The organism is Streptomyces sp. NPDC046122 (genome assembly GCF_056429965.1).
Window position 1 is genome coordinate 147,161 of the sequence record NZ_JBWKLQ010000013.1, and the last position, 23,944, is coordinate 171,104.

Genomic DNA, 23,944 nt, shown 5'->3' on the forward strand with positions numbered 1-23,944 from the left:
TCGACGGCGCCGGGGCGGGGGCGCGTCAGACGCCGCAGGAGCGCAGGAAGCGGCGCGTGCGCTGTGCGATGGGCAGGGGCTTGCCCGGCGGGCACGGATACATGTCCTGCTCGACGATCGCGAACAGGTCGACGTCCAGCCGCCGCGCCGCCGCCAGTACGGGCTCCAGCTCCGGCACCCCGGCCGGCGGCTCGCACATCACGCCCCGCCCGACGGCGGGCCCGAACGGCACTTCGCGCGCCACGACTTCGGCGAGGACCTCCGGATCCACCTGCTTGAGGTGGAGGTAGCCGATCCGCTCCCCGTACGTCTCGATCAGCCTGACGCTGTCCCCGCCGCAGTACGCGTAGTGGCCGGTGTCCAGGCAGAGCGAGACCAGGGAGGAGTCGGTCGCGTCCAGGAAGCGGGTGACGTTCTCCTCGCTGTCGATGTGGGTGTCCGCGTGCGGGTGGACGACGATTCTCAGCCCGTACCGCTCCCGCACCTCGCGCCCCAGGCGCTCGGTCTGGCGGGCGAGCGTGCGCCACTGGGCGGGCGTCAGCGTGCGTTCCTCCAGCACCTCCCCGGTCTTGTCGTCCCGCCAGAAGGACGGGATGACGACCAGGTGCTCCGCGCCCATGGCCCGGGTCAGCTCCGCCACAGCGGCGACGTGCCGCCAGGTGGCGTCCCAGACCTCGGGGCCCCGGTGCAGGCCGGTGAAGACGGTGCCCGCCGAGACCGACAGGCCCCGGCGGCGCGTCTCGTCGGTGAGGCGGGCCGGGTCCGTCGGGAGGTAGCCGTACGGACCGAGCTCGATCCAGGGGTAACCGGCCTGCGCGACCTCGTCGAGGAAGCGTTCCCAGGGCACTTGCAGCGGGTCGTCGGGGAACCACACCCCCCACGAGTCGGGGGCGGATCCCACCCGGATGCGGTGCGGTGCTGCTGCGGGAGAGGTCATGGGCGCCAGCCTTCCGGCCGCCCGCGCGACGTGTCAAGGATTCGTCCGAATGTCAGGACAATGTGTTGACAGGGTCCGGCGGGGCCCACTAGACCTGAGGGCAGCCGCCGGACCGGAGGGACGCGCATGCCGCCCAACTCGTACGAGCCGTACGACCTGATCGCGATGGGCCGGATCGGGGTGGACCTCTACCCCCTGCGGGCCGGTGTCCCGCTGGCGCGGGTCGACACGTTCGGCAAGTTCCTCGGCGGCTCGGCGGCCAACGTGGCGGTCGCGGCGGCCCGGCTCGGCCGGCGCACGGCCCTCGTCACGCGCACCGGGAACGACCCCTTCGGCGACTACCTCCACGAGCAGCTGCGGGAGTTCGGCGTCGACGACCGCTGGGTCACCGGGGTCCCCGGCCTGCCGACCCCGGTGACGTTCTGCGAGATCTTCCCGCCGGACGACTTCCCGCTCTACTTCTACCGGCAGCCGAAGGCGCCCGATCTGGAGCTGCGGACCCAGGAGTTGGACCTGGACGCGATCAGGGCGGCCCGGATCTTCTGGATGACGGGCACCGGCCTGTGCGAGGAGCCCAGCCGCTCGGCGACCCTCGCGGCCCTGGACGCGCGCACCGGGGGCGCGGCGGACGGCGTGACGGTCTTCGACCTGGACTGGCGGCCCGTGTTCTGGCAGGACGCGACCCGGCGACCGGCCGACCCCCGCGCCGCCCGCCCGTACTACGCCGAGGCCCTGCGCCGCGCCACCGTCGCCGTCGGCAACCTCGACGAGTGCGAAGTGGCCACCGGTGAGCGGGAACCGTACGCCGCCGCCCGCGCCCTGCTCGCCGCCGGGGTGCGGCTCGCCGTCGTCAAGCAGGGCCCCAAGGGCGTATTGGCGATGGACCGCGAGGGCGCCGCCGCCGAAGTGCCGCCCGTACCCGTCGACGTGCTCAACGGCCTCGGCGCGGGCGACGCCTTCGGCGGGGCCCTGTGCCACGGGCTGCTGGCCGGCTGGGACCTGGAGCACACCATGCGGTACGCCAACGCGGCCGGCGCCATCGTCGCCTCCCGGCTCGCCTGCTCGTCCGCCATGCCGCACCCGGCGGAGGTCGAACAGGTCCTCGCGGGCGGCCCCGTCCCCGCGCCGCCGGAGCCCACGCCGTGACCGGCGGCCTGCGCATCCGGGACCTCGTACGGGTACGGACCCACCACCCGGAAGCGATCGCCGAGGCCGCCGCCCGCCGCCCCCGCCGGCCGCTGATCGGCGCGAGCGGACGGCTGATGATCGTCGCGGCCGACCACCCGGCCCGCGGCGCCCTGCGCGTCGGCGACCGCGAACTCGCCATGGCCGCCCGCCCGGACCTGCTGGAGCGGCTCTGCCTCGCGCTGTCCCGCCCCGGAGTGGACGGCGTCCTGGCCGCCGCCGACATCCTCGACGACCTGCTCCTGCTCGGCGCCCTCGACGGCAAGGTCGTCATCGGCTCCATGAACCGCGGCGGCCTGGCCGGCGCCGCCTTCGAACTCGACGACCGCTTCACCGGCCCCCGTGCCCAGGACCTGGAGCGCCGCGGCTTCGACGCGGGCAAGCTGCTGCTGCGCATCGACTACGACGACGCCGGATCGCTCGACACCCTCCACGCCACCGCCCGCACCATCGACGCGATGGCCGAGCGGCGGCTGCCGGTCTTCGTCGAGCCGTTCATCTCGCGCCGCGTGGCCGGCGAGGTCCGCAACGACCTGAGCGCCGGGGCCGTCACCCGTTCCATCGCCATCGCCTCCGGTCTCGCGGGCACCTCGGCGTACACCTGGCTGAAGGTCCCCGTGACGGACGACCCCGAGGACATGGCACGGGTCATGGAGACCTCGACCCTCCCCGCCGTGCTGCTGGGCGGCGAGGTCGGCGCCGACCAGGACGCGGCGTACGAGAAGTGGCGCACGGCGCTGCGGCTGCCGACCGTCCAGGGGCTCGTCGTCGGCCGGTCGCTGCTCTATCCGGCCGACGGGGACGTGGCGGGGGCGGTCGACACGGCCGTGGGACTGCTGCGGCGCGAAACCGGGGGGTAGGGAGAGGGCATGACGGACAACGACACGCACGTCCTGCGGGCGGGAGCCGCCGCGCGGGGGCCGTACGTCCTGGACATCGACCCGAAGCGGGCCGGCTGGAGCCGTTCGAGCCTGCGCGTGCTGGAACTGCCGCCCGGCGGCTCCCACCTGCTCGCCACCGGGGACAGCGAGTGGATCGTGCTGCCGCTGAACGGTGGTTGTACCGTGCAGGTGGAAGGCGAGTGCTTCGAACTGCGGGGCCGGGACAGCGTGTTCGCGTCGGTGACCGACTTCGTCTACGTGCCCCGCGACGCCCACGCCCAGATCTCCTCCGGCGCGGGAGGCCGCTTCGCTTTGGCAGGAGCGAGGTGCGAGCGACGACTCCCCGCCCGCTACGGCCCCGCGCCGGAGGTACCCGTGGAGCTGCGCGGCGCCGGCGCCTGCTCGCGCCAGGTCAACAACTTCGCCGCCGCCCCGGCCGCGGGGGGAGCGGCGGACGGAGGCTTCCCCTGCGACCGGCTCATCGCGGTCGAGGTCCTCACTCCCGGCGGCAACTGGTCCTCGTACCCGCCCCACAAGCACGACGAGCACCACCCGGGCGTCGAGTGCGAGCTGGAGGAGGTCTACTACTTCGAGGTCGAAGGGGACGGCCTCGGCTACCACCGCGTCTCGCCGTCCCGCCCCGGCGGCACGGACGTCCTCGCCGAGGTCCGCACCGGTGACGCCGTCCTCATCCCCGACGGCTGGCACGGGCCGTCCATCGCCGCGCCCGGCCGCACCCTCTACTACCTGAACGTCATGGCGGGGCCGGGCGAGGTGCGCCAGTGGCTGATCCGCGACCACCCCGACCACGGCTGGATCCGCGACACCTGGCCTTCGCAGCCCGTCGACCCCCGACTGCCGTTGTACGGACCAGAGGAGCCGGACCAGTGACCACCCGCCGACTGACCACCGCCCAGGCGCTGGTCGCCTTCCTCGCCCGCCAGTACACCGAGCGCGGCGGCGTCCGCCACCGCCTGATCGCCGGCACCTGGGGGATCTTCGGCCACGGCAACGTGGCGGGCATCGGCCAGGCGCTCCTCGAACCGGGCTCGGCCGACATGCCGTACTACCAGGGCCGCAACGAGCAGGCCATGGTGCACGCCGCCGTCGGCTTCGCCCGCCAGAGCGACCGCCTCTCCGCGCACGCCGTCACCACGTCCATCGGACCCGGCGCCACCAACCTCGTCACGGGGGCCGCCCTCGCGACCGTCAACCACCTCCCCGTCCTCCTGCTCCCCGGGGACACCTTCGCCACCCGGCCCGCCGACCCCGTGCTCCAGCAGCTGGAGGCGCCGTACGCCGGGGACGTGTCCGTCAACGACTGCCTGCGCCCGGTGTCCCGGTACTTCGACCGCGTCACCCGCCCCGAGGCGCTGATCCCCGCCGCGCTCGCCGCCGTACGGGTCCTCACCGATCCCGCGCAGACCGGCGCGGTGACGCTCGCGCTGCCGCAGGACGTGCAGGCCGAGGCGTACGAGTGGCCGCAGGAGTTCTTCGCCGAGCGCGTCTGGCGGATCCGGGCGCCCGAGCCGGACCGGGACGAGATCGCCGAGGCCGTGAGCGCGTTCCGGGCCGCCCGCCGCCCCCTCCTGATCGCGGGCGGCGGAGTCCATCACAGCGGCGCCGAGGAGGCCCTGGCGGAGTTCGCCGGGGCGACCGGCACCCCCGTCGCCTCCACCCAGGCGGGCAAGGGCTCACTCCCGTACGACCACCCGGCGGACGTCGGCGGCGTCGGCCACACGGGCACCGCCACCGCCGACGCGCTCGCCCGGACGGCGGACCTGGTGATCGGCGCCGGCACCCGCTGGTCCGACTTCACCACCGCCTCCGCGACCCTCTTCCAGAACCCGGACGTCCGCTTCGTCAACCTCAACATCACCGGCTTCGACGCCCACAAGATGGGCGCCCGGCAGGTGGTCGGCGACGCCCGCGCCGCCCTGCGGGCCCTGACGGTCGCGCTGGACGGCCACCGCGTCCCCGACGCCTACGTCAGCGAGTACCGCGAGGCCAAGGCGCGCTGGGAGCACCGCGTCACCGCCGCGTACGCCGCGCCCGACGGGGACGCCCGGCCCACGCAGGTCCAGGTGCTCGGCGTGCTCGACAGCCTCGTCACCCACGACGACATCCTCATCAACGCGGCCGGCTCCCTGCCCGGCGACCTCCACAAGCTGTGGCGGTGCCGCTCCCGCGACCAGTACCACGTCGAGTACGGCTACTCCTGCATGGGCTACGAGATCCCCGCTGCCATCGGCGTGCAGCTCGGCGCCCCCGGCCGGCCGGTGTGGGCCCTGGTCGGTGACGGTACGTACCTGATGAATCCCACCGAAATCGTCACGGCCGTGCAGGAGCGCCTCCCGATCAAGGTCGTCGTCCTCCAGAACCACGGATACGCCTCCATCGGCGGGCTCTCGGAGTCCGTCGGCGCCGAGCGCTTCGGTACGGCGTACCGCTTCCGGTCGCCCGACGGCACGTACACCGGCGCGCCGCTCCCGGTGGACCTGGCCGCCAACGCCGGCTCCCTCGGGATGCGGGTCCTGCGCGCCCACACCGTGCGTGACCTGCGGGAAGCTCTCACCCAGGCGCGCCGGTCCGACCGCCCCACATGTGTCTACGTCGAGACGCGAACGCCCGACACAGTGTCGGGCGCGCCCGCCGCCCAGGCGTGGTGGGATGTTCCCGTGGCCGAGACCGCGACCCGCTCGTCGACGGTCAAGGCCCGGGAGGAGTACGACCGTCAAGCCGCTGCGCGACGCCGCCATCTCTGACCGCCCCCGCTGCACTACAAGGAGTACTGGGATGAAGACCGTCAACCACTTCATCGGCGGCAAGACCGTCGAGGGCGCGTCGGGCAACTGGGGCCCGGTCACCGACCCGGCCACCGGTGAAGTGACCACGCAGGTCGCGCTCGCCTCCGTCGAGGAGGTCGACGCCGCCGTCGCGTCGGCGAAGGCCGCGTACGCGACGTGGGGCACCTCCTCCCTCGCCGCGCGCACCGCGGTCCTCTTCCGCTACCGCGCCCTGCTCGACGCCCACCGCGACGAGATCGCCGCCCTGATCACCGCCGAGCACGGCAAGGTGCACTCGGACGCGCTGGGCGAGGTCGCGCGCGGTCTGGAGATCGTCGAGCTGGCCTGCGGCATCACGACGCAGCTCAAGGGCGAGCTGTCCACGCAGGTGTCCAACCGCGTGGACGTGTCCTCCATCCGCCAGTCGATCGGCGTCGTCGCGGGCATCACGCCGTTCAACTTCCCGGCGATGGTGCCGATGTGGATGTTCCCGCTGGCCATCGCGTGCGGCAACACGTTCGTACTGAAGCCGAGCGAGAAGGACCCGTCCCCGTCGGTCCGGCTCGCCGAGCTGGCGTCCGAGGCCGGGCTGCCCGACGGTGTGCTGAACGTCCTGCACGGCGACAAGGTCGCGGTCGACGGCCTGCTGAACCACCCGGACGTGGCGGCGATCTCCTTCGTCGGCTCCACCCCGATCGCCCGGTACATCCACCAGACCGCCTCCGCCAACGGCAAGCGGGTCCAGGCGCTCGGCGGCGCGAAGAACCACATGCTGGTCCTGCCGGACGCCGACCTCGACGCGGCCGCCGACGCGGCGGTCTCGGCGGCGTACGGCTCGGCGGGCGAGCGCTGCATGGCGATCTCCGCGGTGGTCGCGGTCGGCGCGATCGGCGACGAGCTGGTCGACAAGATCCGCGAGCGCGCCGAGAAGATCAAGATCGGCCCCGGCAACGACCCGGCGTCCGAGATGGGCCCGCTGATCACCGCCGCCCACCGCGACAAGGTCGCCTCGTACGTCACGGGCGCGGCCGCGCAGGGCGCGAAGGTCGTCCTGGACGGCACCGGCCACACGGTCGAGGGCTTCGAGAACGGCCACTGGATCGGCCTTTCGCTCCTGGACGAGGTCTCGACGGACTCCGACGCCTACCGCGACGAGATCTTCGGCCCGGTGCTGTGCGTGCTGCGCGTCGACACGTACGAGGAGGGCGTCGCCCTCATGAACGCGTCGCCCTTCGGCAACGGCACGGCGATCTTCACCCGCGACGGCGGCGCGGCGCGGCGCTTCCAGCTGGAGATCGAGGCCGGCATGGTCGGCGTCAACGTGCCGATCCCGGTGCCGGTCGGCTACCACTCCTTCGGTGGCTGGAAGGACTCGCTCTTCGGCGACCACCACATCTACGGCAACGACGGCATCCACTTCTACACCCGCGGCAAGGTCACCACGACCCGCTGGCCCGACCCGGCCGACGCCCCGGCGGGCGTCGACCTGGGCTTCCCGCGCAACCACTGATCACGGAGCCCGGCCCCGGCGCCGGGCAACCACCGCGCCCGGAGCCCTCGTCACGGTCCGGCTCACCGCAGCAGGACCCGGCGCCCCGTCGATCACCGCAGCAGGACCCCGCGCCCGGCCACCACGGCCGGGCGGGGGCTCTGTGCGTCAACGGGGAGCGGCCTGGACCCGTTCCGCCTCAGTACCCGCGAACGAAGACGCCCCCCTCATCCGGGCACGGCCGAACCAGGGGGCACTTCGTCATCTCCCCGCGTGCTGTGGGGAGTAGCAAGACGTGTCCTCATCATGCACACGACGCTGCCGCCGGGCCGAACGCCGGCCGGACGTGACTGCTGCACCGGGCGGAGTACGGCCGGGCGTTGGTGCGGGGCCGGGCGAAATGCGGTGGTGGCGCGCGTTTTCGGGCGGCATTCTTGGCGCATGACGCACCACCCCCAGCGCGGGATACGAGCGCTGCACACGGACACCACCGTCACCGTCTACCAGGCGTACGCCCCCATGATCGGCGTCCCGGCCGCGCGCGACGGGCGGTTCCCGGCAGCCTGGAAGCGGGACCGGATGACGTGGATCAAGCCGTCGTTCCTGTGGATGATGTACCGCTGCGGCTGGGGCCTGAAGCAGGACCAGGAGACGGTCCTCGCCGTCGAGATCACCCGCGACGGCTTCGACTGGGCGCTGCGCAACGCCTGCCTGTCGCACTACGCGCCGGGTCTCCACCCCGACCAGGCCGCCTGGAAGCGCGAGTTGCGGCAGGCGCCCGCCCGCGTGCAGTGGGACCCGGAACGCGACCTGCACCTGAATCAGCTTCCCTACCGCTCGCTGCAACTGGGCCTGGCGGGGCAGGCAGCGCGCCGGTACGCGGACGAGTGGACGGTCTCCATCGCCGATGTGACCCCACTCGCCCACGAGATCCACGCCCTGGTGAAGGCCGGCGACACGGCGGCGGCCGAACGCCTGCTGCCGGAGGAGCGGGCCTACCCGGCGGGAGCGGAAGCGCTCGCCCACCTGGGCGGCGCACCGGTCTGACACCGCCCCCGTCGGTGGCCACTGCCGCCCGGCGGTTGCCGACGTGCTGGATACGGTCAGTCTCCGAGGGGTCAGCCCGCGTCGTCCGGCGCCGTAACAGTGCCCACCCAACGCAGGTAGGCATCCGACCCGGCGACGATCGGAACGGCTGCCACCTCAGGGTTCTTCCACGGGTGGTGCCGCAACAGGTGCGCTTCGACATCGGCGTACCGGTCGGCACGGGCCTTGAACAGGAGCTGCCACTCCTCTCCCGTCCCGAACGCCCCCTCGTGCCCGTAGACGGAAGTCACGGGCCCGATGATCTGTGCGCCGGCCGCGAGGCGAGCCGACACCGCTGAACCTGCTCGCTCTCCCCGGGCGGCCGGGTGTGGGGTCCGGGGGCCGGGGGAGCGAGCAGGTGGGGTCAGCGGACGTCGACGTAGTCGCCCGCGGCCTTGACCGCCGGTGTGGTGGACGTGCCGGCGAAGTTCCAGCGCCAGTAGCCGTCGGCGCGGGCCGTGGTGGTGGTCCTCAGGTTGCCCGTGCCGTCGCTCGTGACCGTCTTGACGGTGGTGTACGTGTCACTGTCCTTCGGGCGGAACTGGAGCCGTACGGACTGGTTGGTGTAGCCCGCGTAGACGTACCGGTCCCAGTTGGCGCGGGCCAGCTTGCCGGTGACCGTGATCGTGCGGCCCTTGACGACCGGCTCCGGCGAGGCGTTCACGCTCAGCGTGGAGCGCCGCTGGACGGGGTGGGTCCCGTAGGTCTCCCCGTAGTAGTCGCCGTCCTTGGCCGTGAGCTGGACCTTGACCTTCCACGGTCCCGCGAGGGTGTTCCGCGGCAGGTCGATGTCGCTTTCGAGCCGGACCGTGAGCTTGCAGGTCGAGGTGGTGGCGCTGTCGGCGGTGCACGACGGGGTGCCGTGGTACGTCCAGAAGTCGTCGCCCACTTCACGGTCGATGCCGAGGAAGCGGTGGGCGCTGTGGCTGATGCCCGAGTCGTCCGAGGCGGTCACCGAGATGGTGAACGACTCCGTGCGGGACGTGCCGAAGACGACGGCCTTGCCGCCGTTCACGGAGACCTTCTTGATCTCCACACCGGTCTCCGCCGCGTACGCCGCCGGAGCGGCGGTGAGAGCGGAGCCGGAAAGTACCAAGGCGCCGGCCAGAAGGGCGCCTGTGGATGCTGCGCGCATGAATCCCCATATGTTCTCGGGCCGCCCGCGACCGATCGTGAACCCCCCGGTCACGGGCATGACAGATTGCGCGTGAGGATAGCCGTGCGGAGGCGTCGTCCGCACATGTGTTCTGGCACGTGCGCTGCGCCGTGCGGCCCGGAGATCGGCAAGTGGGCGCCCGCCCGGCGCCCGGCCCGCCGCCGCCCGCGCTCAGTCGAACGTCCAGCTCAGCATCGCGAAGTCGCCGTCGTCCCGGCCGCGCGCCGACCGGTAGGTCGCCATCGCCGCGCCGTTGTCGCGCTCGACGCCCACCCACATGCCGCAGCAGCCGCGCTCCCTGGCGAGCTCCGCCAGCGCCCGTGTCAGGGCCCGGCCGATGCCGCGCCGCCGGAACGCCTCATCGACGGACAATTCGTACAGACACATCTCGGTGCCCTTGTCCGGGTGGCTCATCTCGATGCCCGAGACGATGCCGGCGGGCTTCCCGTCGACGTACGCGACGAGCATCACATGGCCGGGGGAGGCCAGGAAACGCTCGGCCCACTCCGGGCGGGCCGGCCCGTCGTAGAGGTGCTCGGCGGCGGTCAGTTCGGCCACAGTCGTCGCCCGCCGGACGACCGCTTGCGTTCCCATGGGGCTCCTTCGTACTCCTGGCGCGGTACGGGACGGTGCTCCCGTACTCCTCGAGTACCCCGAGACTTCCATCCGGGGGGCCGGTTCGGCTGTCGTACCCGGGACCTAGGGTTCAGTCATGAAGCTACGCATTCCCCGCAGCCGGGCACTCGCCGGTGCGGCCGCCGCGTTCGCCGTCCTCGTCGGGGGCGGTACGTGGACGGCCGTCGCCTCCGACGGCGACGCGCGCGCCGTGCACCGCGAGGAGCGGATCATGAGCATGGACGGGGTGAGAATCGACACCTCGTTCTTCACCGCCGACGGTGCGGGCGGCGAGCGCCGCCCCGCCGTCCTGCTCGGCCACGGCTTCGGCGGCAGCAAACGCGACGTACGGGCGCAGGCCGAGCAGCTCGCCCGCGACGGGTACGCCGTGCTGACCTGGTCCGCGCGCGGCTTCGGGAAGTCGACGGGCAAGATCGGGCTGAACGACCCGAAGGGCGAGGTCGCGGACGTGTCGCGGCTGATCGACTGGCTCGCCGAGCGCCCGGAGGTGCGGCTCGACGCGAAGGGCGATCCGCGCGTCGGCGTCAGCGGCTCGTCCTACGGCGGCGCCATCTCGCTCCTGGCCGCAGGGCACGACAAGCGAGTCGACGCCGTCGCACCGCAGATCACCTACTGGAACCTGGCCGACGCGCTCTTCCCCGGCGGCGTCTTCAAGAAACTGTGGGCCGGGCTCTTCATCGACACGGGTGGCGGCTGCGCGAAGTTCGAGAAGCGGCTGTGCGACATGTACGAACGGGTCGCCGTCGCCGGAAAGCCGGACGCCGCCGCCCGCGACCTGCTGACGGCGCACAGCCCGGCCGCCGTGGGCGACCGCATCAAGGTCCCGGCGCTCGTGGTGCAGGGGCAGAGCGACTCGCTCTTCCCGCTCGAGCACGCCGACGCGATCGCGAAGGCGGTCGCAGCCAACGGCGCGCCGGTCGCCGTCGACTGGATCGCCGGCGGACACGACGGCGGGGACCGCGAGAAGGTCCGCGTGGAGGGCCGGATCACCGACTGGTTCGACCGCTACCTCAAGGGCGACAAGACCACCGACACCGGGCCCGCCTTCCGGGTCACCCGTACCGGAGGTGTCGACTCCACGGACGGCGCGGCCCAGCTCAGGGGCGCGACGGGTGACCGTTACCCGGGCCTGGAGTCCGGACGACGGCAGCTGGGGCTCACGTCGGGCAAGCGTGAGCAGCACTTCGCCGCTCCCGCCGGCGCCAACCCGCCCGCGATCTCGGTCGTACCGGGCGTCGGGGCCCTGTCCCGGCTGTCCGGGCTCGGCGCGGGGCTGTCGCTCGACTTCCCCGGCCAGAACGCGAGCTTCCAGACCGCGAAGCTCGCCTCCGACCTGCGCGTCACGGGCTCACCGACCGTGAAGGTGACGGTGAAGTCGGACCGCGACGACGCCGTCCTGTTCGGCAAGGTGTACGACGTGAGCGCGGACGGCAGCCGCAAGGTGCTGCCCTCCCAGCTCGTCTCGCCCGTCCGCGTCACCGGCGCGGGCGACGCGGACGGCGCCACCGTCGAACTGCTGCTCCCCGCGATCGACCACGAGGTCAGGGCCGGGCACCGGCTGCGCGTCGTGCTCGCCAGCACCGACCTCGCGTACGCCTCCCCGGCCGAGCCGGCGGCGTACACCGTCTCCCTGGAAGGCGACGGCACGCTCGCCGTGCCGACCGCGTCCGGGGTGCGGACCCAGGCGGCTCCGCTGCCGTGGTGGGTCTGGGGGCTGCCCGCGATCGGCGCCGCACTGGCCGCGGCGCTGCTGCTCACCGCCCGGCGGCGGGCCGCCGCGCCCGCGCCCGACCCGGAGCTGGCCGGGGTGCCGCTCCAGATAACCGACCTGACCAAGAAGTACGCCAAGTCGGCCGACCGGTACGCCGTACGGGACCTGTCCTTCCGCGTCGAGAAGGGCCAGGTGCTCGGGCTCCTCGGCCCGAACGGCGCGGGCAAGACCACCACGCTGCGGATGCTCATGGGCCTGATCACGCCGGACAGCGGCGAGATCCGGGTCTTCGGGCACGCCATCAGGCCCGGCTCGCCCGTCCTGTCGCGCGTCGGCTCGTTCGTGGAGGGCGCCGGCTTCCTTCCGCACCTGACCGGACGCGCCAACCTGGAGCTGTACTGGAAGGCCACCGGCCGACCCGCCGAGGACTCCCGCACCGAGGAGGCCCTGGAGATCGCCGGGCTCGGCGACGCGCTCGACCGCGCCGTACGGACGTACTCGCAGGGCATGCGGCAGCGCCTCGCGATCGCCCAGGCCATGCTCGGCATGCCGGACCTGCTCATCCTCGACGAGCCGACGAACGGCCTCGACCCGCCGCAGATCCGTGAGATGCGCGACGTGATGATCCGCTACGCGGCCGCCGGACGCACGGTGATCGTCTCCAGCCACCTCCTCTCGGAGGTCGAGCAGTCCTGCACGCACCTCGTCGTCATGGACCGGGGACGGCTGATGCGCGCCGGACCCGTCGCGGAGATCACCGGCGGCACGGACACGCTGCTCGTCACCACGGACGGCGAGGTGTCCGAGGCGCTGGCCGAGAAGGTGGCCGCGCTGCCGGGCATCGGCTCCGCCGTACGCACCGACGAAGGTCTGCTCGTACGGCTGGACGGGGCGTCGCCGAGCGCACTCATCGGCGAACTCGTCCGCCTGGAGGTTCCGCTGACGGGTGTCGGGCCCAACCGCCGCCTCGAGGACGCGTTCCTCACCCTGATCGGAGGCTCCTCCGCATGAGCATCAGCAACGGCGTCGCACCGGTCAGCGCACCGGCCACCGACTCCGCACCCGGCTACCGGGCCGGCCGCACCCTGCCGCTGCGCGTCGAGGCCATGCGGCAGTGGCGCAGGCGGCGCACCCTGGTCATGGCCCTGGTACTGGGCGCGCTGCCGTTCGTCCTGATCGCCGCGTTCGCGATCGGCGGCGGCCCCGACCGCGAGGGCGGCCGGGTGACGCTGATGGACACCGCCACCGCGTCCGGGGCGAACTTCGCGGCCACGTGCCTGTTCGTGTCGGCCGGGTTCCTGCTGGTGGTGCCGGTGGCGCTGTTCTGCGGCGACACGGTGGCGTCCGAGGCCAACTGGTCCTCGCTGCGCTACCTGCTCGCGGCGCCGGTGCCGCGCGCCCGGCTGCTGTGGAGCAAGCTCGCGGTGGCCCTGGCGTTCAGCCTGGCGGCGATGGTGCTGCTGCCCGTCGTGGCCCTGGCGGCGGGATCGGTCGCGTACGGCTGGGGTCCGCTGGAGCTGCCGACGGGCGGTTCGCTGCCTGCCGGGAACGCCCTGCCGCGGCTCGGGCTCGTCGTCGCGTTCATCTTCGTCTCCCAACTGGTCACCGCCGCGCTCGCGTTCTGGCTGTCGACGAAGACGGACGCCCCGCTGGGCGCGGTCGGCGGCGCGGTCGGCCTGACGATCGTGGGCAACGTACTGGACGCGGTGACGGCCCTCGGATCGTGGCGCGAGTTCCTGCCGGCGCACTGGCAGTTCGCATGGGCGGACGCGCTGCAACCCCAGCTGGAGTGGGGCGGAATGCTGAAGGGGGCGGCGGTGTCGGTGACGTACGCGCTGGTGCTTTTCGCCCTGGCGTTCCGGGGATTCAGCCGCAAAGACATCGTGTCCTGACAGGGGGTCGGCCATGATGTGCGGCATGGCCACTCTCCTGATCGCCCTCTCCGTAGTCGCCACAGGGCTGTACGCCGGGTTCATGCTGATCTTCCTGACCGGCGTCATGCCCGCCCTGGGCCGGCTGACGGACGAGCAGTTCACGGCGGCGATGCGGCGCATCAACGAGGACGTGCCGCGCGCCGTGTTCGTGTCGGTCATGCTCGCCTCGGTGGCCTTCCCGGCAGCGGCCCTGGCCGTCCCGCAGGACGACCGGTCCGGTGCGCAGTGGGCGCTGCTGAGCTCCGGCCTCGCCCTGGTGGTCCTCAACCACCTGGTCACGATCACCGGGAACATCCCCCTCAACGACGCCCTGGCCGCGGCCGAGCGGACCGGCGCCGCCGACCACGAGGCCCGTGCGGCCTTCGAGCCGCGGTGGAACCGCCTGCACCTGGTGCGGACGCTCCTGGTCACGGCGGGCTTCGCCCTCGTGGTGAGCGCCGCTCTGGTCTGAAACGGCCGACTCGGGCCGGCTGCCGCCGCTGCGCGCGGAGCCGGCCGCCAGGGGCAACCTTTCGCGGAGCCGGCGTGTCTGGTGAGGCGGGTGCGGAGTGGTCTGCTCCGTGGCCCCCGGAACCGCCCGGGGCTCCTCGTTCAACCGCTGACCCTCCACGGGAAGGCAGTGCCCCGCCGCGACGAAGCCGCAGCGACGAAGCCGCAGCGACGAAGCCGCAGCGACGAAGCCGCGACGGAGCACTGCCGATTCCGGTGCCGGACTCAGGCGGCGGCGGCCTCCCGCACCCTGGTCCTGACCCACTCCACCACGCGGGCCGTGGTCGTGCCCGGCGTGAAGAGTTCGGCCACGCCCTGTTCCTTCAGCACCGCGATGTCGGCCGCCGGGATGATGCCGCCGCCGAACACCGTGATGTCGGCGGCGTCGCGCTCGCGCAGGAGCTCCACCACCCGGGGGAAAAGAGTCAGGTGGGCGCCGGACAGGACCGACAGTCCGATCGCGTCGGCGTCCTCCTGGATGGCTGCGTGCACGATCTGCTCGGGTGTCTGGTGGAGCCCGGTGTACACGACCTCCATGCCGGCGTCGCGCAGCGCCCTGGCGATCACTTTGGCTCCCCGGTCGTGTCCGTCGAGTCCGGGCTTGGCCACCAGGACTCGGATCGGTCTGTCCACGTCGTTCGCTCCTCGCGTCGGTCGGGTGGGACTGCTCAGTAGGCGTCGGTCGGGACGTACGTGCCCCATACGTCGCGCAGCGCGTTGCACACCTCGCCGATCGTGGCGCGGGCCGCCAGTGCTTCCTTCATCGGGTAGAGAACGTTGTCGTCGCCCTCGGCGGCCTTCTTCAGGAGGGCCAGCGCGTCGTCGACGCGCGACTGCTCCCGCCAGGCGCGCAGCTTGCACAGCCGCTCCGCCTGCTGCTTCTCGATGGCGGGATCGACGCGCAGCGGCTCGTACGGCTCCTCGGCGTCGAGCTGAAAGCGGTTGACGCCCACGACGACGCGCTCGGCGCTGTCGGTCTCCAGGGCGATGCGGTAGGCGTTGCGCTCGATCTCGGCCTTCTGCATGCCGTGCTCGATGCCCTGGACGGCGCCGCCCATGTCCTCGACCTTGCGCATGAGCTCCAGGGTGGCGGCCTCGACCTCGTCGGTCATCTTCTCGACGACGTACGAGCCGGCGAAGGGGTCGACGGTGGCGGTGACGTCGGTCTCGTACGCGAGGACCTGCTGGGTGCGCAGGGCCAGGCGGGCGGACTTGTCGGTGGGGAGCGCGATGGCCTCGTCGAAGGAGTTGGTGTGCAGGGACTGCGTTCCGCCGAGGACGGCCGCCAGGCCCTGGACGGCCACGCGCACCAGGTTGACCTCGGGCTGCTGGGCGGTGAGCTGCACACCGGCGGTCTGGGTGTGGAAGCGCAGCATCAGCGACTTGGGGTTCTTCGCGCCGAACTCCTCACGCATGACCCTGGCCCAGATCCGGCGCGCGGCACGGAACTTGGCGACCTCTTCGAGGATCGTGGTGCGCGAGACGAAGAAGAACGAGAGCCGGGGCGCGAAGTCGTCCACGTCCATCCCGGCCGCCACGGCCGTGCGCACGTACTCGATCCCGTCGGCCAGCGTGAACGCGATCTCCTGCGCGGGCGACGCCCCGGCCTCCGCCATGTGGTAGCCGGAGATCGAGATCGTGTTCCACTTCGGGATCTCGGCCCTGCAGTACTTGAAGATGTCCGCGATCAGACGCAGCGACGGCTTCGGCGGGAAGATGTACGTCCCCCGCGCGATGTACTCCTTCAGCACGTCGTTCTGGATCGTGCCGGTCAGCTTGTCCGCCGGCACGCCCTGCTCCTCGGCGACCAGTTGGTACAGCAGGAGCAGGAGCGCGGCCGGTGCGTTGATCGTCATCGAGGTGGAGACCTTGTCCAGCGGGATCCCGCCGAACAGGATGCGCATGTCGTCGATCGAGTCGATGGCCACCCCGACCTTGCCGACCTCGCCGCCGGCGATCGCCGCGTCGCTGTCGTGGCCCATCTGGGTCGGCAGGTCGAAGGCGACCGACAGGCCCATCGTGCCGTTGGCGATCAGCTGCTTGTACCGGGCGTTCGACTCGGTGGCCGTGCCGAAGCCGGCGTACTGCCGCATGGTCCACGGCCGTCCGGTGTACATCGACGGGTAGACGCCGCGCGTGAAGGGGTACGAGCCGGGCTCGCCCAGCTTCTCACGGGGGTCCCAGCCCTCCAGGGCCTGCGGCCCGTACACCGGCTCGATGGGCAGTCCGGACTCGGAATCACGCGCCATGACCTTCCTCACCTTCTTTCACTCGTCTCGACTGCTGCCTGTCGTGCCGCCCAGGCAGACGCTATTGAGCGCTTTCCGGACCAACCACCCCCTAGTGGGCCCCTGAGTCCTCGCCGCCGCGGTGACCTGCGGCGATCGGGACGCCACGATGAGGGGCGATCTGACGTACACGCGGATGGCCCCTCAGGAGGTCTGGTGTCAGCACAGCAGGAAGAGGCGAGGCATCGGCCGTCCTCGGTCGTCGTCGTCGGCGCGGGGGCGGCAGGGGTGCAGACGGCGGTGGCCCTGCGCGAGCAGGGGTTCGAGGGCGCGGTGCGGCTGATCGGGGCGGAACGCCACCGGCCGTACGACCGGCCGCCGCTGTCCAAGGCCGTACTGCTGGGCGGCAGGCCCGAGGACGCGACGTTCGACGTCGACTTCGGGAAGCTGGACGTCGAGCTGGACCTGGGGCGTACCGCGACGGGGATACGGCCCGGCCCGCACCTTCTGGAGACCACGGAAGGGCCGGTCGGCTACGACCGCCTCGTCCTGGCCACGGGGGCCGAACCGGTCCGGCTGCCCGGCACCGACGGGGTGCCGGGGGTGCATCTGCTGCGCACGCTCGACGACGCGCAGGCGCTGCGTCCCGTGCTCGCCGAACGGCTCGACGTCGTGGTGGTCGGCGCGGGGTGGATCGGCGCCGAGTTCACCACCGCCGCGCGCGGGGCGGGTTGCCGGGTCACCGTGGTGGAGGCGGCCGGGCTGCCGCTCGCCGGGGCGCTGCCCGGTGACGTGGCCGCTCCGATGGCCGCCTGGTACGAGGAGGCCGGCGCGGAGCTGCGGACGGGCGCGCGGGTGGAGCGGGTCGAGCCGGGCGCGGTGGTCCTCACCGACGGCACCCGGCTGCCCGCGGGAGCGGTCGTCGTCGGCATCGGGGCGCGGCCCGCCACCGGATGGCTGGCGGGCAGCGGCATCGCGCTCGGCGCCCACGGGGAGGTCCTGGCCGACGAGGCGCTGCGCACGTCCGCGCCCGACGTGTACGCGGTCGGGGACTGCGCCTCCTTCCCGTCGGCCCGCTTCGGCGCGCGGCTGCTCGTGCACCACTGGGACAACGCCCTGCACGGGCCGCGCACCGTCGCGGCGAACATCGTGGGGGAGAGCCCGGCGGCGTACGACCCCGTGCCCTACTTCTGGTCCGAGCAGTTCGGGCGCTTCGTGCAGTACGCCGGCCGGCACGCCGGCGCCGACACGGCCGTCCGGCGCGGCGACCCCGCCGGCGACTCCTGGAGCGTGTGCTGGCTGCGCGGGGACCGTATGGTCGCCGTACTGGCGGTCGGCAGGGCCCGTGATCTCGCGCAGGGACGGCGGCTGATCACCTCCGGGGCTCCACTGCTGGCCGAGCGCCTCGCCGACCCCGGCGTGCCGCTCAAGTCCGCGCTGAAACAAGCCGCCCCCACCCGGTGACATACCAATCGACCGGTTTACACTGTGAGCTTGGGCGGGGGGTGAAGGAGGGCATCGGATGGCCAAGCAGGAACGTGCGGAGAGAACCCTTCGCCGGATCGTCACCGCCGCGGCGGAGCAGTTCGTCCAACACGGTTACGCCGGTACGAGTCTGGACGACATCACGCGCGCGGCAGGTGTGTCGAAGGGGGCGTTCTACTTCCACTTCGCCTCGAAGGACCAGGTGGCCACGGCGGTGGCCGAGCATTCCCAGTCGCTCTTCGAGGACGCCATCACGGAGCCCTGCACCCCGGCGGACTCCCCGCTGCAGCACGTGATCGACCTGACGCACCGGCTCAACGCGCTGCTGCACCTGGAGCCGGCCGCGCGTGCCGTGGTCCGGTTCCACCGGGAGTGGACGGGCGACAAGCGGCCGGGGTTCGACCACTACACGCTGTGGCACGAGACGGTGGGGCAGCTGTTCTGTCAGGCGGTGAAGCGCCGGGAACTGCGCAGCGACATCCCCGCGGCCTCCCCGCGCGTGCTGGCCTCCACCACGCTGTTCTCGATGGAAGCCCTCAGCTGGATGGGCATGTCCACCGACGAGACCGCCCGGCGGCTGACGGACCTGTGGGACGTGCTGCTGCCGGCGATCGCGCCGGTGAGCGTGATCGGCACGTTCCGGACGACCGCACCCGAGAACTGCGACGAGCGGGAATTGAGTTATCAGAACTGACCCTCTCCCGCGTCAGGGGTGGTTCAGGGGGTGTGCATTCCCCGCAGCGGCTCCTAATGTTCTGGGTGTCGCCAGGCGCAAGGAATTCACCGCAGAATGCGGGGAGTTCAGTGGGCCGGGCAGGGTTCGGCACATCAGTGCCGAACGCGAATCCCACTGTGTGAGGAGATGGACACCATGAAGAAGATCGCCATCACTGTGAAGGCCGTTCAGGTCACCCAGAACAAGATGCTCGCCTGCAAGGCCTCTTGATCCGTACGTGCGCCCGGAGGGAATCCCTCCGGGCGCACGGTCATGCGCGGCCCCCGTTTTTCCCCACGGCGCGCGCGACGGGAATCCAGTCCACGAAACGCACCGCAGAACGGGAGAATTCTTATGGAGCTGCGACGCTCTCGCACTCTGATGGCCGGCTGGCAGAACGGCGGCCTCACCGTCGAGGACTATCTCGCGGAGCCCGGCGACGAAGGGCGCACCGGCGTCCAGATCGACGGCACGGCGCTCGACATCCTCAGCCACTTCGAGGACTGGACCGACCCCGAGACCGTCCTCGACCGGTTCGAGGGATTCGACCCGGCCTCGGTGCGCGGAGCCGTCAAGCAGCTCGCCGACCTGGGCCTCCTGCGCACCCGCGACCAGGCGGAGCGCGAGGACAAGGTGGACGAGGCGTGGCGCCACTGGGGCGACGCCGCCCGCTACTTCCACTTCGCCACCAAGAACGTCGAGTACGTGACCGAGGAGAACGGCGCCGACACCGGGCGCACCGAGCTCGTCAGCGAACTACTCGAAGAGGGACCGCCCCCGTCCGTGTTCGGACGCCGTGACGGCGGCCCCAAGATCCGGCTGCCGCGCAGCTTCGTACCGCTGCGCCGTGACTTCGAAGACGTCCTCGTATCGCGGCGCACCACCCGGGAATTCGCCGACCAGCCCGTCGGTCTGAGGGAATTCTCGACCGTTCTGCACTTCGCCTTCGGGCCGATGTACTTCATCGACGTACCGAACTTCGGGCAGTTGATGATGCGTACCAGCCCGTGCGGCGGATCGCGCCACGAGAGCGAGTGCTACATCGCCGTACGCAATGTGGAATCCATTGCTCCCGGCCTTTACCGTTACTGTCCGGAAGACCACAGCCTTGAACTCCTCAAGGGTGACGTCGACCTGGACCGCGTCGGTTTCGAGCAGCGCATGGTGACCACGGCCGGATTCGTCGTCCTGCTGACCTTCGACGTCAACCGCGCGATGTACAAGTACCGCAACTCCCGTATTCTGCGCACGATTCTGCTGAACGCCGGTCACCTCGCCCAGACCTTCGCGCTGTGCGCGACCGCGGCCGGGCTCGGTCCCTTCCAGACCGACGCGTTCCGTGACTCCGAGCTGGAGACGGCACTGGGGCTCGACGGCATCGCGGAGAGCGCGCTGTACGTCTTCGGGGCGGGCGTTCCCGCCGTACGCAGGGAAGGCGTGCCCAGCTTCCCGATCTCCGGCGCGCGGAACTGACCGTGGCCACCGTCGCCTCCGCGAAGCCGTCCCGTGGCAGCCCGGCCGCGTCCGTGCCGCCACGGGTCCAGCGGCGGGTGCTCAGGGTGCTCCTGTGCCTGCAGATCCTCTTCTCCATGGTGATCGCCATGAGCGGCCCCGTGGTGTCGCTGCTCGCCGAACGTCTCACCGGCTCCGAGACCCGGGCCGGCTTCACCCAGGCGAGCATCTTCTGCGGCTCGGTCGCCTGCGCGGTGCCGTTGGCGGCCCTGTCCGCCCGGTACGGCCGGCGGGTCGGCCTCGCGGTCGGACAGCTGACCGGCGCGGTGGCCGCGGGCACGGTGGTGTGCGGTGCGCTGCTCGACAGCTTCCCCCTGGTCGTGGTCGGCTCGTTCGGTCTCGGCGCCGCCATCGCCGCCGGGTTCCAGATCCGGTTCGCGGCCACCGACCTGGCGGCCGACGGCCGGCACGGCCGGGCGGTGGGCATGGTCACCTGGGCCTCCACGGCGGGCGGGGTACTCGGCCCCTCGCTCGTCGGCATCACCGACAAGCTGGTGCCGGGCGCCCCCCTCCCCGAGTTCACCGCGCCGTTCATCGTCATCACGGCCGGGCTCGTGGGCACGTCACTGCTGGCGTACGGGTTCCTCCGTCCGGACCCGCTCCTGCTGGCCCGCGCCGCCGAGGAGGCGAACGCCGGGCGCGCCGAGGAGGCGAGCGCCGCGACGAGCGCCGCCGGAGCCGCCTCCGCCGCACAGGAGACCGCCGCCGCGGACACCGGCACCGCCGGGGAGGCCAAGCGCGCCGACCGCCGGTCGGGGCTGCGCGCCGGTCTGCGGACGCTGCGGCGCAACCCGCAGGCACGGCGGGCGGTCGTCGTCTCGACGACCGTGCACGCCGTGATGATCGCCCTGATGAACATGGCCGCCCTGCACATGCACCACGGCGGCGTCTCCGTGGGCCTCATCGGCATCGTCATCAGCTTCCACGTCGCCGGGATGTACCTCCCCAGCCCCCTGGTCGGCTTCCTGGTCGACACGTACGGGTCGTACCGGCTGTTCGTCACCGGTCTCGCCCTGCAGTTCGCCGCGGCCGGCGTGCTCTTCGCCTCGCCGCCGCACTCCGAAGCCGGTGTCGGGGCCGGGCTGCTGCTCCTGGGCGTCGGCTGGGCGGCCGGGTTCGTCGCCGGGTCCGCCGCGCTCAGCGCGGCGCTCCCCATCTCCGAACGGGTCCCCGCGCAGGGCGCCTGCGACCTGATCATCCAGGCGGCCTCCGCGATCGGGGCCCTCGCGGCGGGCCTCGTCGTGGCGCAGCTGTCGTACGCCGGACTCACGGCGCTCGGCGGGATCGCCGTCCTCGGGGTACTGCTGCGGATCATCTGGACCGGCCCGCGCGGCAGGGCGGCATGAGCGCCGCCGGCCCCGTGATCTCCGGAACCACCCGCCTGTTCGCCGTCATCGGCGATCCGGTGGCCCAGGTGCAGGCCCCGGCGATGCTCAACCCCTTGTTCGCCCGGCTCGGCGCGGACGCCGTCCTGGTCCCCGTCCACGTGAGCCCCGGGGACCTCGCCGACGTCGTACGGGGACTGCGGCGCGTCAGGAACTTCGACGGCCTGCTGATCACCGTCCCGCACAAGGCCGCCTGCCTGGCGTTCGCCGACGACATCAGCCCGGCCGCCGCGCTGAGCGGCTCCACCAATGCGATGCGCCGCACCCCCGAAGGCCGCTGGCAGGCGGAGAACTTCGACGGAGCCGGCTTCGTCCGCGGACTGCGCGCGGCCGGACACGACCCGCGGGGCAGGCGGGTGTCGCTGGCCGGGGCGGGCGGGGCCGGCTGCGCCATCGCCGTCGCCCTGCTCGGCGCCGGCGCGCACGTCACCGTGTGGGACAGGGAGCAGGACCGGGTCGAGCGGCTCGTGGAGCGCCTCGCCGGGTACGGGGGCGGCCGGATCGCCGGGGCGAGGGCCCCGGTCGCCGCGGACATCGCGGTGAACGCCACCCCCATGGGGCTCCGTCCCGAGGACCCGCTCCCCTTCGACCCGGCGACGCTCGCGGCGGGCACCGTCGTGGCCGACATCGTCATGAAGCCGCGCCGCACCGCTCTGCTCGCGGCGGCCGAGGCGCGCGGCCTGGCGGTCCACTACGGGGCGCCGATGCTGGCCGAACAGCTGCGTCTGTACCGGGAGTTCTTCCGGCTCGACGCGCGCGCGAGCCGGCCGCCGGAGGCAGTGGAGCGCTGATTACCGGAGGATGGCCGACGCCGCGACGCGCGTCCCTACTGTCCTCGGCATGCCAGCACTCATCGAGAACACCACCCGCCCCGGCGCGGAGTCCGGGGGCCTGCCGCCCGCCCTGGCCGCCGGGGTCGCCGACGCGCTCGCGAGACCCGCGGCGCAGCAGCCCGAGTACCCGGACCCCGGCGGCGTGGCCGACGTACGCGCCACTCTGGAGCGCCTGCCGTCGCTCGTCCTGCCGGGAGAGGTCGACCGGCTGCACCGGCGCCTCGCGGAGGTTGCCCACGGGCAGGCCTTCCTGCTGCACGGCGGCGACTGCGCCGAGACGTTCGCGGGCAACACCGAGGAGCACGTCCACGCGAACGTGCGCACCCTGCTGCAGATGGCGGTCGTCCTCACGTACGGAGCGAGCCTGCCGGTCGTCAAGGTGGGCCGCATCGCCGGCCAGTACGCGAAGCCCCGGTCGAAGGCCACCGACGACCTCACCCTGCCGGTCTACCGCGGCGACATCGTCAACTCCGCGACGCCGACCCCCGCGGCCCGCGTCGCCGACCCCGCCCGCATGCTCCAGGCGTACGCCCACTCCAGCGCGAGCCTCAACCACGTCCGCGCCATGGTCGAGTCCGGCGTGGCAGACCTCCAGCGCGTCCAGGGCTGGAACCAGGACTTCGTCCGCGACTCCCCGGCCGGTGAGCGCTTCGCGGCCCTGGCCGCCGAGATCGACAGCGGTCTGCGCTTCATGTCCGCCTGCCGGGCCGACCACAGCGCCCTGCACACCACCGAGATCTACGCGAGCCACGAGGCGCTGCTGCTCGACTACGAGCGCGGGCTGCTGAGGACCGGCGGCGGCGGGCAGGGCGGACCCGAGCGGCTGTACGGGCTCTCGGGACACTTCCTGTGGATCGGTGAGCGCACCCGCGGGCTCGACGACGCCCATGTGGCGCTGGCCTCGATGCTGGCCAACCCGATCGGCGTCAAGATCGGCCCGGGTACGACGCCCGAGCAGGCCGTCGAGTACGTGGAGCGGCTCGACCCGGACGGGACGCCCGGCCGGCTCACCTTCATCAGCCGGATGGGCTGCGGCCGCGTGCGCGAGGTGCTGCCGGCCATCGTGGAGAAGGTCACGGCCACCGGCCACCGCGTCGTCTGGCAGTGCGACCCGATGCACGGCAACACCAAGGAGACCGCCAGCGGTTACAAGTCGCGGCACTTCGACGACATCCTCGACGAGGTCAAGGGCTTCTTCCAGGTCCACCGCGAGCTGGGCACCCACCCGGGCGGTCTGCACATCGAGCTCACCGGCGACCACGTGACCGAGTGCCTCGGCGGTGCGCGGGGCCTCGACGACGCGGGACTCGTGGCCCGGTACGAGACGAACTGCGATCCGCGCCTGAACTCGGAGCAGTCCGTGGAACTGGCGTTCATGGTCGCCGAGCTGATGCGCGGATGAGGTCCTCGTACGCGGCGGGACGTCGTGCGTCCGGCGGGCACGGCGGGCGCCGTGCCCGCCGGACGCGGGCCTCCCGGTCCCGGGCGGGGGATGG

The 23,944-nt window shown here is 72.4% G+C and carries 21 protein-coding genes; 15 read left to right on the forward strand and 6 right to left on the reverse strand.

All coding sequences use genetic code 11. The features are described 5' to 3' along the window. Window positions 1–25 precede the first annotated feature (25 nt). Window positions 26–937, reverse strand: a complete 912-nt coding sequence (locus tag AC07FK_RS27415; protein WP_479107620.1) for a sugar phosphate isomerase/epimerase family protein — start codon at window positions 935–937, stop codon at window positions 26–28. A 126-nt stretch (window positions 938–1,063) separates the two neighbouring features. Here AC07FK_RS27415 and iolC point away from each other — a divergent pair, with 126 nt between their 5' ends. From iolC to AC07FK_RS27445, 6 genes are all read left to right on the forward strand, one after another. Continuing rightward, window positions 1,064–2,083, forward strand: coding sequence for a 5-dehydro-2-deoxygluconokinase (gene iolC, locus AC07FK_RS27420; RefSeq protein WP_479107621.1), 1,020 nt, complete (start codon window positions 1,064–1,066; stop codon window positions 2,081–2,083). 14 nt (window positions 2,084–2,097) lie between these two features. Next, on the forward strand, window positions 2,098–2,982 hold the full coding sequence (locus tag AC07FK_RS27425; RefSeq protein ID WP_479107654.1) for a Cgl0159 family (beta/alpha)8-fold protein: 885 nt from the start codon (window positions 2,098–2,100) through the stop codon (window positions 2,980–2,982). A 9-nt stretch (window positions 2,983–2,991) separates the two neighbouring features. Continuing rightward, window positions 2,992–3,894: a 5-deoxy-glucuronate isomerase gene (gene iolB, locus AC07FK_RS27430; protein WP_479107622.1), complete on the forward strand. Its 903-nt coding sequence runs from the start codon at window positions 2,992–2,994 to the stop codon at window positions 3,892–3,894. Further along, a complete protein-coding gene (gene iolD, locus AC07FK_RS27435) occupies window positions 3,891–5,768 on the forward strand; it encodes a 3D-(3,5/4)-trihydroxycyclohexane-1,2-dione acylhydrolase (decyclizing) (RefSeq protein WP_479107623.1) in 1,878 nt (625 codons plus the stop codon). The genes iolB and iolD overlap by 4 nt, the downstream gene beginning before the upstream one ends. Before the next feature lie 31 nt (window positions 5,769–5,799). Next, window positions 5,800–7,299: a CoA-acylating methylmalonate-semialdehyde dehydrogenase gene (locus tag AC07FK_RS27440; protein ID WP_479107624.1), complete on the forward strand. Its 1,500-nt coding sequence runs from the start codon at window positions 5,800–5,802 to the stop codon at window positions 7,297–7,299. A 420-nt stretch (window positions 7,300–7,719) separates the two neighbouring features. Beyond that, window positions 7,720–8,325, forward strand: coding sequence for a DUF4291 domain-containing protein (locus AC07FK_RS27445; protein WP_479107625.1), 606 nt, complete (start codon window positions 7,720–7,722; stop codon window positions 8,323–8,325). A 71-nt stretch (window positions 8,326–8,396) separates the two neighbouring features. On the opposite strand, the gene cutA is transcribed toward AC07FK_RS27445, so the two are convergent. The 3 genes from cutA to AC07FK_RS27460 all read right to left on the reverse strand — a co-directional run bounded on the left by cutA (window position 8,397) and on the right by AC07FK_RS27460 (window position 10,114). After that, a complete protein-coding gene (gene cutA / locus AC07FK_RS27450) occupies window positions 8,397–8,732 on the reverse strand; it encodes a divalent-cation tolerance protein CutA (RefSeq protein ID WP_479107655.1) in 336 nt (111 codons plus the stop codon). Further along, window positions 8,729–9,499 (reverse strand): hypothetical protein, encoded by a 771-nt coding sequence (locus tag AC07FK_RS27455; protein WP_479107626.1) that lies wholly within the window; start codon window positions 9,497–9,499, stop codon window positions 8,729–8,731. Before AC07FK_RS27455 ends, cutA begins: the two co-directional genes overlap by 4 nt. A 192-nt stretch (window positions 9,500–9,691) precedes the next feature. Further along, the gene (locus AC07FK_RS27460; RefSeq protein WP_479107627.1) at window positions 9,692–10,114 is read right to left on the reverse strand and encodes an N-acetyltransferase family protein; all 423 of its coding nucleotides are present in this window, start codon (window positions 10,112–10,114) and stop codon (window positions 9,692–9,694) included. A 118-nt stretch (window positions 10,115–10,232) separates the two neighbouring features. Between AC07FK_RS27460 and AC07FK_RS27465 the strand changes: the two genes are divergently transcribed. Genes AC07FK_RS27465 through AC07FK_RS27475 form a run of 3 tightly spaced genes read left to right on the forward strand, consistent with a single transcriptional unit; the run spans window position 10,233 to window position 14,252 of the window. Continuing rightward, the gene (locus AC07FK_RS27465; protein ID WP_479107628.1) at window positions 10,233–12,878 is read left to right on the forward strand and encodes an alpha/beta fold hydrolase; all 2,646 of its coding nucleotides are present in this window, start codon (window positions 10,233–10,235) and stop codon (window positions 12,876–12,878) included. Then, window positions 12,875–13,759 (forward strand): ABC transporter permease, encoded by an 885-nt coding sequence (locus AC07FK_RS27470; protein ID WP_479107629.1) that lies wholly within the window; start codon window positions 12,875–12,877, stop codon window positions 13,757–13,759. Before AC07FK_RS27465 ends, AC07FK_RS27470 begins: the two co-directional genes overlap by 4 nt. Before the next feature lie 25 nt (window positions 13,760–13,784). Next, complete coding sequence (locus AC07FK_RS27475) at window positions 13,785–14,252, forward strand: anthrone oxygenase family protein (RefSeq protein WP_479107630.1); 468 nt, start codon at window positions 13,785–13,787, stop codon at window positions 14,250–14,252. A gap of 263 nt (window positions 14,253–14,515) precedes the next feature. On the opposite strand, the gene AC07FK_RS27480 is transcribed toward AC07FK_RS27475, so the two are convergent. Next, window positions 14,516–14,923, reverse strand: coding sequence for a cobalamin B12-binding domain-containing protein (locus tag AC07FK_RS27480; RefSeq protein ID WP_479107631.1), 408 nt, complete (start codon window positions 14,921–14,923; stop codon window positions 14,516–14,518). Between the two features lie 35 nt (window positions 14,924–14,958). Next, on the reverse strand, window positions 14,959–16,539 hold the full coding sequence (locus AC07FK_RS27485) for an acyl-CoA mutase large subunit family protein (protein ID WP_479107632.1): 1,581 nt from the start codon (window positions 16,537–16,539) through the stop codon (window positions 14,959–14,961). A 195-nt stretch (window positions 16,540–16,734) separates the two neighbouring features. On the opposite strand from AC07FK_RS27485, the gene AC07FK_RS27490 reads away from it, so the two are divergent. From AC07FK_RS27490 to AC07FK_RS27515, 6 genes are all read left to right on the forward strand, one after another. After that, on the forward strand, window positions 16,735–17,982 hold the full coding sequence (locus AC07FK_RS27490) for an NAD(P)/FAD-dependent oxidoreductase (protein ID WP_479107633.1): 1,248 nt from the start codon (window positions 16,735–16,737) through the stop codon (window positions 17,980–17,982). Between the two features lie 58 nt (window positions 17,983–18,040). Continuing rightward, window positions 18,041–18,697, forward strand: a complete 657-nt coding sequence (locus tag AC07FK_RS27495) for a ScbR family autoregulator-binding transcription factor (protein WP_479107634.1) — start codon at window positions 18,041–18,043, stop codon at window positions 18,695–18,697. A 375-nt stretch (window positions 18,698–19,072) separates the two neighbouring features. After that, entirely contained in the window at window positions 19,073–20,191 is a 1,119-nt protein-coding gene (locus tag AC07FK_RS27500) for a SagB/ThcOx family dehydrogenase (protein WP_479107635.1), read from the forward strand. A 2-nt stretch (window positions 20,192–20,193) separates the two neighbouring features. Next, the gene (locus AC07FK_RS27505; RefSeq protein ID WP_479107636.1) at window positions 20,194–21,576 is read left to right on the forward strand and encodes an MFS transporter; all 1,383 of its coding nucleotides are present in this window, start codon (window positions 20,194–20,196) and stop codon (window positions 21,574–21,576) included. After that, window positions 21,573–22,406: a shikimate dehydrogenase family protein gene (locus AC07FK_RS27510; protein ID WP_479107637.1), complete on the forward strand. Its 834-nt coding sequence runs from the start codon at window positions 21,573–21,575 to the stop codon at window positions 22,404–22,406. The genes AC07FK_RS27505 and AC07FK_RS27510 overlap by 4 nt, the downstream gene beginning before the upstream one ends. A gap of 49 nt (window positions 22,407–22,455) precedes the next feature. Further along, window positions 22,456–23,850 (forward strand): class II 3-deoxy-7-phosphoheptulonate synthase, encoded by a 1,395-nt coding sequence (locus AC07FK_RS27515; RefSeq protein ID WP_479107638.1) that lies wholly within the window; start codon window positions 22,456–22,458, stop codon window positions 23,848–23,850. Window positions 23,851–23,944 lie beyond the last annotated feature (94 nt).